Origin of the sequence: Clostridium sp., from assembly GCF_051650885.1 — a bacterium.
In the GTDB taxonomy this organism is placed as follows: Bacteria; Bacillota; Clostridia; order Clostridiales; family Clostridiaceae; genus Clostridium.
Map to the genome: position 1 here is coordinate 12192 of NZ_JBOFRG010000290.1, position 17116 is coordinate 29307.

The 17116-nt window shown below is 29.6% G+C and carries 2 protein-coding genes; both read right to left on the reverse strand.

All coding sequences use genetic code 11. The annotated features are described in order from the left end of the window. Positions 1-65: 65 nt before the first annotated feature. Entirely contained in the window at positions 66-9467 is a 9402-nt protein-coding gene (locus tag ACRC28_RS13890; RefSeq protein WP_438544044.1) for a hypothetical protein, read from the reverse strand. A gap of 177 nt (positions 9468-9644) precedes the next feature. Then, the coding region (locus ACRC28_RS13895; RefSeq protein WP_438544045.1) for a hypothetical protein at positions 9645-17116 on the reverse strand (7472 nt) is incomplete at its 5' end.

A 17116-nucleotide genomic window follows, 5' to 3' on the forward strand; every position in this document is an offset into this window, starting at 1 on the left:
TTATTATTAAAAAAAGAAAAAAATAAAACTAGATTTATTTAAAAAATCTAGTTTTATTTTTTAGCTTAGCAAGTAATTATAGCATCTAACATTAAAGTTACACTTATAAATACTTCTTTCTCACCTATTTGTTCAAAATGAATATCTTCTATTTCATAGCAAACATCTACATTGCTTCCCAGTTCGTAATCATGAGGAAGTACAATAAATGTACTAAATTTCTCAACATTTGATTGATAATGAGTGCTCTGAGTTGGTTCTTGTGCTATAAATTCGATACTCTCAAATATTTTTCCATTAACTACAAGCTTATGACCTGTTATTCGTTTATTTTCAGGTGAATAGCCTCGTACTGTATCAATAACATATTTGTTGATTATTTGAATAGAGCCAGTTACATTTACAATATCTTCTATTCTAGGCATATTACATGGGAACTTACAAACACCATCAATTGTTAATTGTTGGAATGATGTTGATACCCCTTTTAGAGTGTGGATACAAACTTTAGACATAGATTTCTTAGGAGTCATAAGTTCTCCTATCTTATAAATAAATTTTGCATAAACTTTATTTTCTATAAGCTTTCTGCAACATCCACGAACTACTACTACTCTGTAACAAATTTCAATTTTCTCTCTCATTTTTATATCACCAAGACTTACGCCACTACTTAAATTAATTCCATTTAAGCGACGGCCATTAACATAGATAGTTTGACCTACAAGACGTAATTCTTCTGGCAATAAATCAATTAATTTAACATTATAAAGGTCTAAAGAACCAGTATTTTCAACAGTAATAAAGTAATCTATCTCATCACTGTATTTAGCAATTTCTTTGTTAGAACATTTAGTTATAGTAAGCTCAGGATTTTCTATTATTACTGAAGCTACATTACTTGTAAAATGTTCTATAGTTTCAGGTCTATTATTTGAAATATAGAAAGTATAATTTCCCTTAACTTCATTCTTTATAGTTCCGCATTCAGGCTTACAAAGAACTCTAGCAGTGAACATTACTTCAATTTCTTCTTCAGGGTCTAGACTAAAGACTTTAATTCCACTTACTATATTTTCATCTGTATTCATACAGCCTACCATAACGCTGTTTTCAACAAATTCTAAGCATTCAGGAAGCTCATCATAGATTTCGATATCATTAGCTGTAACATTTCCAGTATTTTTTAAAGTAACTTTGTATTTAACTACATCTGTTACGGCAGATACTTTTTCAATAGATTCCTTAGTACATTGGATTATAGCTTTCCTTATAGAAAGTTTACCTACATTTGAATAATCCTCACCGCTATTTATAGTACCTTTAGGGTCAACAATATTTTCATAAGTTATTTTACCAATATTAAAGACATTTTCACCCTTTTTAGGAAGGCTCTTAACTTTAACTTTAAATGAAATAACTATACTTTCATTAGGCTTGATTGTAGCAATCCCAATACCTATTCTTGGATCTAAATCTTTTAAGGTTTCGCCATTAATAGTAACTGAGCCATCTACAAATGATACTTCACTTGGAAGGGTATCTGTAAATAAGACCTTGCTTGCATTAACATTACCACCATTTCTTATTTTAAAGGTATAAGTTACAATATCAGAAATAGTTCCTTCCTTAGGTGTTACAACTTTTTCAAAATTAGTACCTGTAAAATCAACTGTATTTAATTTTGTTCTCACTGTATTAGTGTAACTTTGATCATCTACTGGAGCTTTATTCGGATCAACTTTATAGCGATATAAAACCTCTCCTTTATTATCAATATATCCACTAGAAACTACCGATACTATTTTAACTTTAAATTCAACAACAACAGTTTCATTTGGTTTTATAATATCTAAAGGAATTCCTGTTTGAGGATATAGGTCAAATTTATTTTCATTATTTATTTTTACTGAATCTTTAATAAATACTGTACCCATAGGAATCATATCTTTGAAAATTACATTTTCAGCATCAACATTTCCAGTATTTTTAAGAACAATTCTATAATTTAAGATATCATTTAATTTTGCATAAGATTTATCAACTTGTTTTACAAACCCAAGATCAGCATAGCTTATTATGGCTGTATTTATATTTACAATCTCTTCATTACTTGTAGCTTTCTTTATAACTGCTGGTTTATTTGGATCAACTTTGTAACTATATTCAAGAGAACCTTGATTTTTAACTACATTGTCTTTTGGAAGTGAAACAACAAGTGCTTTTAAGCTAACAGTTACTTTTTGATTTATACCAATTTCAGATATAGTTATTCCTTTATTAGGATCTTCATTTTCATAAAGTATTCCATTTATTTGTACAGAGCCTTGTACAAATTTAAGCTCTTGACCAATTAAATCAGTTAAAATTACATTTGTAACAGGAACATTACCAGTATTAACTATATCAAATGAATAGATTATTTCTTCATTTAGTCGTGCATATTCTTTATTTGCTTTTTTAGTAAAGCCACCAACAGGCTCACTTCCTGGTGTAGGCTTAGAACCATTTGTTATTTCTCCATGAGAAACGGTTGTAGTTACTATATTTGTTAATTCATAGCCTGATTCTCCAAGTGGAACCTTAGGGTCTTTTGTGAATCTGTAATTTATAGCCCCTCTATTAATTAGAGGATTATTTTTAGGAATAGTTGTAACTATTACATCAAAAGTTATTCGTGCTTCTTGCATAGGAGCTAACGAACCTACATCAATGCCACTATTTGGATATCCATTTTTAATAATTTCACCATTTAATTTAAGGCTTCCAACTATAAATTCAGTTCCTTCAGGCACAGTATCTGTAAACACAATATTACTTGCATTTGTGTTACCCTTATTCTTCATAATTATGGTATAAGTTATTTTTTCACCTATATCAGCATAATCTTTATTTGAAATTTTATTAAAGCTTCCTGCAAGTGCATTTATAATTACAAAATTAACTTTAGTTTCTACAACATTTGATACCTTAGTATTAGTTATAGTTACATTATTAATTGGGTCTAAAATATAACTATAAGTGGAACTCGCAGTATTTTTAATTGGATTCTCATTTGGAATTGTATTTATAAGAACACTAAATTCTAACTTTTTCTTTTCTCCAGTTTTAATAGTTCCTATTTGAACACCACGTTGAAGATTTTCTCCTGGAATAAAGATTCCATCAATTTTTAAACTATTATCTATAAATATAGTTCCATTTGGAACTGTATCTAAAGCATTTACATTTAAAACATCAACATTCCCTACATTTTCTAAAATAAGCTCATATCTAATAGTAGCGCCTAAAGTGCTATATTCATCTAATGCAACCTTAGTTACTTTTACTTCACCATGACGAAGACTTGTAGTTACTACATTTGTCATATTAACAGAGTCTTTTCTTACAGGAGCTTCTTTATCAACAATATAGCTATAAGTTACTTTCGCATCATTTTTAATTAACAAGTTAGCTGGAATACTGTTAGCTAAAACTTTAAAAGATACAGTGATTCCTTCACCAGCTTTAATAGTTCCTAAAAAGACTCCATTACTTGGATTATCCCCTTCTTTGATAACTCCATTTAAGGATAGAGAATCTACTACAAATGACGTGCTTGGAGGAACCGTATCAGTAAATATAACATCAAGAGCCTCTGTATTTCCAGTATTTTTAACTCTTATTGTATATACTAAAACTTCACCTACATCAGCATAAGCTTTGTCTACAAATTTAACAAATCCATCTGTTTTATAAGAAATTTCAGCTCTGTTTACATTTGTGCTTACAGTATTTGTTTTATTAAGTGCAGTATTATACTTGCTTGTAGTTGGATCAACTAAATACTTGTATGAAACCTCTCCAAAGTTATCAATTGGATTTTTAAGTGGAATTTTTGTTATTTTAACTTTAAATGTTACAGTTTTAGTCTCTCCTGATGGAATATTTGATAATATTAAGCCTTTAGTTACGTCATCCATTGGCTTCAATACACCATCTACATAAAGAGTATTTTCAACATAAGCTATTCCATCAGCTAAAGTATCGATAAATACAACATTTTCAGCTTGAATATTACCAGTATTTTTAAGTTTTATTGTATAGTCAATAATGTCTCCAACATCTCCAGCTTTTATAGATTCAGCTTTAGTAAAGCCACCATCCACATTTGAAATAATTGCGCGATTTAGAACTGTAACAACTTTATTTGAAATATTTTCTCTAAAGCCTCCATTTGGAACTGATGGGTCAATAGTATAGTTGTAGCTAACCTTACTATCATTTTGAATTACATTTGGGTTTGGAAGAGAAACCACACTTCCTGTAAATGATAAAACAACTTTATCATTTGGTTTTATAGTTCCAACTGGTATACCTAGGTTTGGATTAAAACTTGCCATTGTAGTTCCATTTATTATTACAGTACCTTCTACAAATTTAAGTGATAAAGGAAGAGTGTCTAATAAAACAACTGAATTGGCATCAGTATTTCCTTTATTTATAAGAGTAACTGTATAAGTTAAAGTATCTCCCACATCAACATAAGATTTATCAACAGATTTAATAAGTCCTAATGTTTCATAAGAAATATCTGCATCATTTATAAAGGTTTTAGCTTCATTAGATAAAGTAGTTCTTTCTTCTTCATTTGGATTAGACGGGTCTTTAGTGAAGGTATATCGAGCTTCTGCTACATTTACTAATGGATTAAGCTTAGGAACTTTAGTTACCTTTCCATTGTAAGTCAATGTTATAGATTTTAATGGTTGAATATTTCCAATTAAAACGCCTTTTTCTATATTTTCATTTGGTGCTAGAACGCCATTAATTTTTAAACTACCTAAAATAAAGGAAACTCCCTCAGGTAAGGTATCATATACAACAGTATTATTTGCAGAGATATTTCCATTTACAGTTACAACAATTGTATATTCTAAAATATCTCCTACTGTTGAATAAGCTTTATTTGGTATTTTAGTTACAGTTAAAAGCGGTGAATTTACAGTTGTTTTCACTATATTTGTATTTGATGTTTCGATTACTTTTTCAGAAGTTTCAGGATTAACTATATAGTTATAATCTATTTTACCTGAATTTTCCAAAGGATTTTTAGTAGGAATAGTTATAACTAAAACTTTAAATTCAACTAAAATTTGTTCACTTGGACTTACATCTTCAAGAGAAATTCCACTTTGAATATTTTCATTTCTAAGCTTTCCATTTACAAAAAGACTTCCATTTATAAATTCAGAGCCATTTGGAATTGGGTCAGTTAAAAATACATTTTGTGCTAAAACATTTCCTGTATTTGTGATTTTAATTTTATATGAAATAGTCTCACCGATTTCAGCACTTGTTTTATCAGTAGATTTAACAAAGCCACCATCTTCATTTTTAATTATTGCAGTATTTACAGTTGTTAAAACTTCATTGGTAAAGCCTTCAACTGTTTTAACTTCACCAGTCTCAGGGTTTACAGTAAAGTTATACGTTACATAGGCCTTATTTGGCATAGGATTTATTTTAGGAATTTTAGTAACCTTAACACTATACTCTATAGTTGCACTTGAATTTTTATTTATATTTCCTATAGAAACTCCATCTGCAATAGAGCCGGTTGTTGGATTTCCATTTATTTTAAGTGAATTTTCTACAAATGAAACTCCATCTGGTAAGGTATCTACTATTTTCACATTATTTGCAGATGAATTACCATCATTTCTTAAGATAATTTTGTAAGTGTAAATATCCCCTATCTTAACAAACTTTTTACTTCCTTCTTTAGTAAAGCTAACAATAGCTTGGCTAACTCGTGTTATAACAGTATTTGTATCTGACGAACCTTGCCCAGTTTTATTTTTTATAGGATCAATTACATAATCGTAAGAAACTGAACCTTTATTAACAATCTGATTAGTTTCAGGAAGACTTATTATTTTAACCTTAAACTCAACATAAGAAATTTGAGAAACTCTTATAGCTCCGATGTTTACTCCAGTATCTGGATTTGCTCCTTTTATAATTTTTCCATCAATACTAAAGGAATCTATAACAAATTCTGTGCCTAAAGGTATCTTATCAATAAACTTTGTATTAATAGCCTCCACTGTTCCTGAGTTTCTAAGACTTATTCTATAAGTTAAAATTTCATTTAAGCCTGCAAAATCTTTATCAACTGTTTTTAAGATATCATTATGCTCAAGGCTTATTCTAGCTTCATTTATTTTAGTTGTAACCGTATTTGTATTGTTAACTACAGAATTTTTTAAGCCAGTTTCATCATTTACTACATAATCATAGAAAACTGTTCCACTATTTTGAATAGGATTTGGATTTGGGAAATCAATTACTTTAACTTTAAATTTAACTAATTTAGATTCAAAAGGCTTTATTCTTCCAACAGCTATTCCACTATTTGGACTTACACCGGCTTGTTGAATATCATTTATTGTAACAGTATTTTGAATAAAGCTTGTTCCATTTGGAACTGTATCTTTAAATACAACATTTAAGGCATCTACATTTCCAACATTCTTTAATAAAATTGTATAGGTTATTGTGTCTCCTCTTATTCCAAATTCTAAATCTGTAAATTTTTCTAGGCTATTGTCAAGCTCAGTATCAATAATTGCAATATTAACCTTAGTAGTTACTTCATTACTCATACTTTCTTTTGTTCTTCCATCAGGCTCATTAGGATTTACAGTAAAGTTATATCTAACTTTACAGTCGTTAGTTATTAAAGTGCTATTTGGAACTGTTGTAACCTTCACTTTAAAGGTTATAGTTTTTTGCTCATTTGGAGCTAAATTACCTATATTAAAGGATGCATCTGGATTATATAATGGATAATTTATACCAGCTACATAAACAGTCCCATCTATAAATTGTGTATTTTCAGGAATTGTATCATAAAAAACAATATTATTTGCACTTACATTTCCAGTATTCTTCAAGAATACTGTATAAGTTAAGGTTTCATCCTTGCTTACATAATTTTTATCAACGCTCTTAATTAAGCTACTATCTTCATTTGAAATATTTGCATAATTTATTCGAGTAAAGGTTGGAGCGGAAGTAATATTAACAGATTTATTTATTCCATCTATTCCTGCACTATATGCATAGCTTAAAGTTCCAGTATTTTGTATAGGATTTGAACTTGGAATACTAATTACCTTTGCTTTAAATTCAACAATTTTTGCTTCAAGTGGCTTTATATCACCAAGGGCAATTCCTTGTCTTATATCTCCATTAAGAACTAAAGAGCCATCTATTGTAACACTGTTATTTTCAAAAGATAATGAAGAATCTAAGATATCTTTTGCAATTACATTTTTAGCAACTACGCTTGAACTATTTTTAGCAGTTAAAGTAAAGATAATAACATCACCAATAGTTGCATTTTCTAAATTAGCTCTTTTATAAAATCCATTTATACCTGGGCTTATAGGAGTAGATACTATACTTGTTGATGTTTCATTTGAAGTAGATGCTCCCTTTATCACTTGTGTACTAGTTGGATTTTGCTTATATTCATAAGTTAAATTAGCAATATTTTTTAATGGATTAACTTCTGGAATAAAATCTATATGAACTTTAAATGAAACTACGCTTTCCACATTTGGAATAAGAGTGCCAACATTGATACCAGTTTGAGGATTATAAATACTATTAGGTGTGCCATTTATAAAGACAGAACCAGGAATAAAGCTTGTACCTGCTTGAAGGGTATCTTTTATTAAAACATTAGTTGCATCTACATTTCCACTATTCAAAAGTCGTATCGTATAAGTTAAAATATCCCCAACTTCTGCTCCTGTTTTATCAACACTTTTTACAAAGCCTGAGCCAGAAATTATTGCTGTATTTATAGTTGTTGAAACTTCATTAGTTACTATAGAACGGTATCTAAATTCTCCCCCTGCATCTGGTAAGAATGAGTAAGAAATAGTCCCAGTATTTTTTAATACAGCGCCTGTATTTACAATGCTTGTAACAACTGCCTTAAATAAAACTAATACCGAGTCACCAGGATTTACATTTCCAACTTGAACCCCATTTTCAGGGTTTGCAGTAAGATTTGCAACTCCATTTACAGTTACAGAACCTGGAATAAAATTTATTCCATCTGGAACTGTATCTATTAAAACAACATTATTTAATACAATAGTACTATTGTTAGTTGTTCCTAGTGTATAAGTTAAAGTATCACCTACATTAGAAAAAGGTTTATCTACAGTTTTTGTTCCAACAGTAATTAAATTTGTTGGAGCTATTTTAGTAGATACAATATTTGACTCTGAAGATCCAGATACTGGTGGACTTAAAGGATCAGATATATAGGTATAAGTTGCAATAGCTTTATTTTGAGCTGGATTAATGTTTGGAAGTACATTTACTACTGCTTTAAATTTAACTTCTTTAGACTGTCCTTTAGCTAAATTGTTTAAATTTATTCCTGTCAAAGGACTTTCCTGTGATGGAACTCCATCTATAGTTACAGAGCCTTGAACAAATGTTAAGCCATCTGGTAAAATGTCTTTTAAACTTACTGAACTTGCTAAAATACTTCCAGTATTAGATGTATTAATTGTATAGGTTACAGTTTCAGAAACTACAGCGCCTATGGTATCAATATATTTTTCTAAAAGTAATGAAGCAGAATTTAAAGCTAATGGAACTACTTTTGTGTAAACATCATTACTTACACTATAATTTGAAAGACTAAATGATTGAATATTATAATTAAATGAGAATTTAGAGTTATTTAAAGAATATCCAACCTCTGGTACAGAGTTCACATAAACCTTGTATGAAATAACAGTTTCTTCACCAGGTGCTAAATCCTTTATAGAAAGTCCTTTTATAGGATTTCCATTAATAGTTTTAGTTCCATCTATAATAAGGCTATCATAAATAAAGCTAAAAGAAGGTGACAAATCATCTATAAAAACACCACTTGTTAAAGGAATTTCACTAATATTTTTAATTTTAATTGTATAACTTAAAATGTCCTCTACAATAGCAACACTTTTATCAACTTCTTTTATGATTAAAGCATTACCAATTACTTTTCCAACTTGTGTTTCTAAGATATTACTAGTTTTATAATTACTTTCTCCTAAAAGCTTAAAGTTTACAGATGCAACACTCTTAATTGGATTGATACTTGGAATATTAGAAACAAGTAAATCAAATGAAATTATTTTTTCTTCTAAATAAGCTAAATTACCTACTGGTATTCCATCTAAAACATGTCCTGTTATAGATAAATTATTTAACCTTAATGTTTCCTCTTTTAAGATAAATCCATTTTCAAGATTTAAAGATACAAAAATATCTTCAATAATTGCAGGGGCTAAATTTTTTAAGGCTATAGAAAAAGTTACTACCTCCCCTATATCAATAATATTTTTAGTAGAAGATAGTGTAATTTGTATATTTTCATTTCCATTAAAATTTTCTATTTTAAAGGATGTCATTTAATTATCCTCCTTGAAATTACTACTATAATTAATTTATGGTTTTTATTAAAATTGGCTATTATTTTTTAAGCATATATTTTATATGCAATTTAAATAAATGTACAATATATATTCTATTTTAGAGCATAAAAATAAGGCACCTAAATTTATTAAATGCCTTATTTTTATTTTATTTTATAAACCAGCGTATAAGAATATTGTTAAATTGAAGAAGATTTCACGACTTCCAACTTCAACTGCATAAAGGTCTTCAATGATTGAATTTACCTCTATATCAGGAACTAAAGTATATGAATCAGGAAGAACTATATATCTAGTAAATAGTTTTTCATAAGCTACTGTTCCTAATGTTTTAGTTGGAGTATTTGAAATATATTCAACTACAATTTTAGCTATAGCTGTTACAACAAGTTTATTTCCTGTTAAAGTAAAGTTACTTTCAGAAATACCAGAAGGTGTGGAAATAACATCACTACTTATAATTTCAACTTCAGCATTAACCTCTGTTACAGATAATATATCGTCTTTGTTACAAGGAAGAGTAAAGTTACCATCAAAGCTTAATTGAGTAAAGTTTGGTGAAATTAAAGTTACATAAGAAATTACTTCTGAGCTATATCCAACTTTAAGAGAATCAGTTGGATTTAATCTATAATTAAACTTTATAGAAGCTCTATTTTCTATAATATTTTCAATATATGAGTTTACCTTAACTTCATAGTAAATTTGAGCAACTTCACCAACTAAAATATTTCCAACGATTGGCCATAGTTTACTTATTCCATTAACCTTAAAACTACTAGGAATTAGACTTGTTCCAACTGGAATTGAATCCATTAAAGTTACATTAAGCATATCGATAGTTCCAGTATTTTCAACACTTACTGTATATCCAATAACTCCACCAATTGCAACTTCACTCTTATTTGCAGTCTTGCTCATTAATTGTGAAATTTCTTCTACTGTTATTTTAACAGTATTACTAATTGCTTCACCTGAAGCCATTGCATTTGATGATGGAGGAATAGGTGAATTTACAGGTGTTTCACCAATAACAAATACATAAGAACCCTTAGCAGTATTTTCTACAATTCCTAAGTCATTTGTTCCTTTTATTACTGCCTTATAAGTTAATGTTACCACTTCACCTACACCTATACTATTTATTTGATATCCAGATTTTAAATCAGTAACAGCTTTTGACACACCATTTACAGTTAATGAATTTGCTACAAATTCTAATTCTGGTGGTAATAAATCAGTAATATTAACATTTATGATAGGAGTATTTCCAGTATTTTTAGCAACTATTTGATAATCAATTGTATCGCCAACAATAGCCTTAAATACAGATGAACCTTTAGTTAATACTAAAACACCATTTTTAATAGTTAATGGAACAGTATTAGTATCTAGATTCTTTTTGATTGGTGCACTTGTAGGACTCAACGTAACTTCATAACTAACATTTGCTTTATTATTAATAGGATTTACTTTAGGAACACTGTTTACAACTCCAACAAATTCAATGTTAACAATAGAACTTGCATTAATAGTTCCAAGATTTATTCCATTTAAAATATTTCCAGGAATACTATTACCATCACGTTTAAGACTTCCAGGTTTTACAGTTAATTCACTTGGAAGAATATCCTTTAAGAATACTTTCTCCGATTGAGTATTTCCTATATTCTCTAATGTGATTTTATAAGTTACTTCAGTACCTAAAGTTCCATATGCAACATTACTTTCTTTAGTACAAGTTAAGTCTCCTGATTTTACAGAAGTTTGAACATATTCTGTGCATGCATCTTCAACAATTGGTTGTTCATTTGGATCTACAATATAGCTATAATTTATACAAGCTTTATTATCTATCATTCCATCCATTGGAATTTTAACTACCTTAACTTTAAAAGTAATTATTTTTATCATATCTGGTGGTAAGTCACTAAAGATAATACCACTTTCAACGTCAGCATCTGAAGTTTCAACACAATTTATTTCAACACTATTTGCAACAAGTTCAACTTCTGGTGGAAGTAAATCCGTTATCTTAACATTAAGAGCATCTGTATTTCCAGTGTTTACAACAGTAATCTTATAAGTTAAGATATCACCAAGCTCCGCATAGGTTTTATCTACTTCTTTTTTGAAGTTTGGAGCTAGAATAGCTTGTAAAATATTTAGATAATCATAGTTACTCATTAAGCTAGCTTGAGTTGTAACTCTAGCTCCATCAATTGAGTAATTGTAGTTTATAGTTCCTACATTTTCAATAGGATTATTCATTGGAATACTTGTAACAGTTGTTTTAAATAATACTTCTTTTACTTCACCTGGTTCAATATCTCCAATTACAATACCTGTATTTGGATTATTAGTTGTATTATTAATACCATCTATATAGATGCTTCCTGTAGTAAATTGTAAATAAGGTGAAATTGTATCTATTAATACAACATTCTTCATTGGGATATTACCATTGTTAGGAATTTCAAACTTACAAACTACACAATCACCAAGTTTTGCATAATCTTTGCTGAATTCCTTATAGAATCCACCAACTCCACTAAATAATGGTCCAGCAGTTTTAATTTGGATATTTGTTTCATTTGTTGTACCTGTAGCAGTTTCACCATTTGGTTCATTTAATGGGTCCTTAACAAATAGATAATCAATAGTTGCTTTATTTAAAACTGGATTAGTTGTTGGAAGTGATGTTGCCATTACAGTAAATTGAATAGTTACAGTTTTTCCAATATTAACATTTCCAATATTTAAACCAGTAGTTAAATCACCATTTAAAATACTAACGCCGTTAACCATTAAACTACCTGGAACAACTGGTGTATCTGTACTAACTACGTCTTTAACAACAGCACCTAAAGCAGAAACATTTCCAGTATTTTTAACAACAATAGTGTAATTTATATTTGAATTTATATCTGAAACAGGTTTATCAACAATTTTAATGAAACTACCATCATCAGGACTGAAGGTTACATCATTAACTTTTGTTTTAACAGAATTTGATTTATTCCATACAGCTTCTCCATTTAATAAATTAGGGTCAATTGTATAATCATAATTTATAAGAGCATCATTACTCATTGGATTTACTGTTGGAATTTTAATTATTTTACCCTTAAACTTAATATTTATATTTTCAGCAGGATTTACAACACCAAGCCATATTCCAGCATCAGGACTAGCACCAGGTTTTGCAACTGAATTTATAATTACAGAATTAGCTATAAATTCTAAGCCATCAGGAAGAGTATCAATAACCATAACGTTACTAGCATCAACATTACCATTATTAACTATATCAATACTATAAGTTACTTCTTCACCAATTTTTCCATAAGCTTTATCTACAGATTTTAATATTCCGCCTGTTATAGTTGAAATATCTGCAAAATTAACCTGTGTTAATACTTCATTTGTATTTATTTGTCTGCTATTTACACCAGCATTAAAGTCATAGGTTACATATGCAGAGTTTGGAATTGGATTATCCCATGGAATCATAACTACTACAACTTCAAAGGTTACAGTAACAGTATTTCCAATATCAATAGTTCCAATATTTAAATTACTTAAATTTGTTAATCCAACCTGAGGAACTCCATTAACTGTTATACTATCTTGAACTAATAATGTTCCTTGTGGAAGAGTATCTTTAATTACAACATTATCAGCAGCCACATTTCCAGGATTAGAAAGAACAATTGAATAATTTAAAGTATCTGTTACTTTAGCATAGTTTTTATCTACATATTTAGTTAAACTACCATTAGCAACTGTAATTTGAGGGTCACTTATTGTAGTTACTGGCGGAATTTGTGCATTAGTTGAACCGCTAGAGCCATTAGGTGTACTTGGATTTACTGTATATGCGAAAGTTACAGTTCCTCCACCTAAAAACTTTTGACTACTTGGAATTGAAACTACTAAAACATCATAAACAACAATAACTTGAGCACCTGGTGGTAATTGCCCAATAATAACACCATTGATAGGATCACCATTTGCAGGATTACCATTTACAGTTGTTCTTGTACTTATGCCTTGAGAGTCTACAGCGTTATTTAAAACTTCGCCACTTTCTAAAACTATTTTAAATGATGCAGTAGTTGGAATTAAAGTAGTTCCTTCAGGAATAGTTCCATAGAAAATTACATCAGAGGCAGTTGCATTTCCTTCATTTTTAATTTTAGCTGTATATTCTAAAGTATCACCAATAATAGTTTGTGGTTTATCTACATCTAAATTTAAAGTTACTATTGCAGAATTTATTTTTGTTGAAACTGTTTGAGTAAATGAAGTTCTTGATACAGGAGCTGTTGAAGTATCTGTTGCTCTATAACTATAACTAACCATACCTACATTGTTTATTGGATTAGGTTGTGGAAGTGTACCTACTTCTACTGAAAACTCTACTATAGCATTTTCATTTGGAAGTAAGTTTCCAACTAAAATACCACTTGTAGGATTTAGATTAACTACGCTTCCATTTAACTTAACAGAGTTTGGTACAAGAGTTGCACCAGTTGGAATAGTATCAAATAAAGTAACATTTTCTGCAGTAACATTTCCAAGGTTTGTCATTGAAATTGTATAATCTATAACTTCTTGTAAATCAGCAAAAGCTTTATTAACAGTTTTACTTAATCCACCTTTTATTACTGAAATGTTTGCCTCTCTAATATTAGTTGAAACAGCATTACTAGAAATTGTAACTGATTCTTGATCGATATTACTTGGATTTACTGTAAAGTTATATTTAAGTTTTGCAGAGTTAGGGATAGAATTGCTTGGTGGAATAGAGTTAACTAGAACATCAAAAGTTATAGTTAAGATTTCACCAGGGTCTATTGTTGCAATTGAAATACCTTGACTTGGGTTAGTTCCAAGTGATTGAATTCCATTTATATATACACTATCTTGAACAAAACTAGTGTAAGTTGGAATAGTGTCTGTAACTAAAATATTTGTTGCTCTTGCATTTCCCATATTCTTTATTACTAAAGTATAGGTTACAGTTTCATCAACAACAGCATAATCTTTATTTACGGACTTAATGAAGGTATTATTATTTGCTTTTATATCAGGATCTCTAACTACCATATCTACATTGTTTGATTGAGTATTTTTAATAACTCCATTTGGATTGCTTGGATCTACGATATAATTGTATTCTGTAGTTGAAGCATTTGGTATTGTAGTTCCACCATTTGGGAAGCCTTGAATTTGAACTTGGAATTCCACATTACTAGTTCCACCTGCTGCTATTTTAGGAATTATAATTCCTGTATTTGGACTAACTCCAGTTTTAACAACTCCATTTACTTTAACTGTATTTCCTACAAAGATTGTTCCTGTTGGAATAGTATCGTAAATTGTAACTGAATTTGCATCAACATTTCCAGTATTTTTTAATACAAAGCTATATTTTGCAATATCGCCAATTTTCACATAAGGCTTATCTACACTTTTAACAACTCCAACAATAGCTTGATTAACTGTTGTTTTTACTGTTCCTGTATTTTGAGCTCTATATTCACTCTTTGGATTTGATGGATTTAAAGTAAATACATATTCTGCAGTTGCACTATTTAATAATGGATTTACTAAAGGTAGGGTATCTACTAAAACTTTATATTTAATAGTAGTAGTAGTTCCTTTAGGAATAGTTCCAACATCTATACTTGACATAGGATTTGCAGCAACGACTACATTATTTACTTTAACTGAGTTTGGAACTAAGCTTGTACCATCTGGTATAGTGCTTAATACTAAAGCATCATAAATATCAGCATTTCCATAGTTATTTAAAGTAATTGTATATTCGATAACCTCTCCAATTTCTGCAAAAGCTTTATCAACAGTTATTTTAAAGCTTCCATCACTAGCAATAACTCCGGCTTGATTTACATATACATTAATTGGTGCTGTTGTTGCTGTATCTCTTGAGTTTATTCCATTTATAGGGTCAAGAATATAAGTGTAATCAACATCAGCCTCATTTTGGAAAACTCCACCTGTTGGGATAGTATTTACCTTAACATCAAAAGTTACTGTTGTAACCCCATCAACCCCAAGACTTCCAGCATTTATTCCAGTATTAGGATTTTCACTAGCTTTAGGTACATTATTAACTTTAACAGTTCCAGGAATAAATGAAGTTGATAAAGCTAAAACATCACGAACTTCAACAGTATCAGCAGTAACATTACCACTGTTTCTAACTACTACTGTATAAGTTACAGTATCTCCAACTAAAGCATATTTTTTGCTTGTTAATTTAATTAAATCACCTTTTGCAGGGTCTATTATTGCTTGATTTATATCAGTTTGAATTACATTTGTTACAGCGCCACCTGTTTTTCCATTTGGCATAGATGGATCAGCAGTGTAATTAAATGTTGCAACTGCTTGATTTTCAACAATTCTGCTATCTGGAATAGTATCTACTTTTAAAGTAAATGAAACTGTTTTAAAGGCTCCTACTCCAATTGTTCCAATGTTTATACCAGTTTGAATATTTCCAGGTGTTAAAACTCCACTTACTAAAAGAGAGTTTGGAACTAAGCTTGTTCCAAATGGAATAGTATCTTTTAAGATAACATTTGTGATATCTACATTTCCTGCATTAGGAATAGTTATTGTATAGTTTATTGTATTTCCTTTTTTAGCAAAATTAACGTCGCTACCTTTTGCCATTGGACTTATAAGTCCATGATTTACTGTTATAGGGAAAATATTTGTTAGATTTGTTGTACCAGCACCATTAGGATTTGCAGGATCAACAGTATATTTATAAGAAAGAGATGCTACGTTCTCTACTGGATTTACTGGAATTGTATCTACAGTAACATCAAAAGTTACAACTTTTCCACCTGTTGGACTTAAATTACCTATATCACAACCTACATTAGGATCGTAGTCTGGGAAGGCAATACCATTTATCTTAAATGTTCCTGGAATAAATGTCATTCCATTTGGAACTGTATCTATAATAAACATTGATGATGCTATTGAATTTCCAGTGTTATCCATAATAATACTATAAGTTACAACATCACCAACATCAGCGTAGTTTGAAACAGAAGTTTTTACAAGACTTCCATCATCATTAGAAATTATTGCTCTACTTATAACAGAGAATATTTCGCTTGAAGAATCACTTCCTATGGTGTCGTCTAGAGCTGAAACTGAATATTTGTAATCTACTGTTGCTATATTTGGAATAGAGTTAGTTGCAGGAATACTTATTACAGTTGCTTTAAATCCAACAACAACAGTTTGACCTGCTGCTATATCAGATAAAGGTATTCCAAGAAGTGGATTAACTCCCCCAGTTGGAAGTCCATCTATAATAACCGAATTATTATTAAATAAAAGACTTGGGTCTAAATTATCTAAAAGAACTACATTTGTAGCAGTAACGTTTCCTGTATTAGTTAGTGTTACTGTATAAGTTAATACTTGATTTAAATCTGCAAATAATTTGTCTACTGTTTTAGAGATTGCACCATTTTTAAATGTTGCATTATTTATTTTTGTATCTGCATTATTACTTATTATAGTTCTAGAAAGTTTTGTTCCAAGTACTGGATCAACTGTAAAGTCATAATCTA

Coding starts and splice junctions, on each gene's coding strand:
- ACRC28_RS13890 (WP_438544044.1), bottom strand. CDS start 9,467: ATGACATCCTTTAAAATAGAAAATTTTAATGGAAATGAAAATATACAA.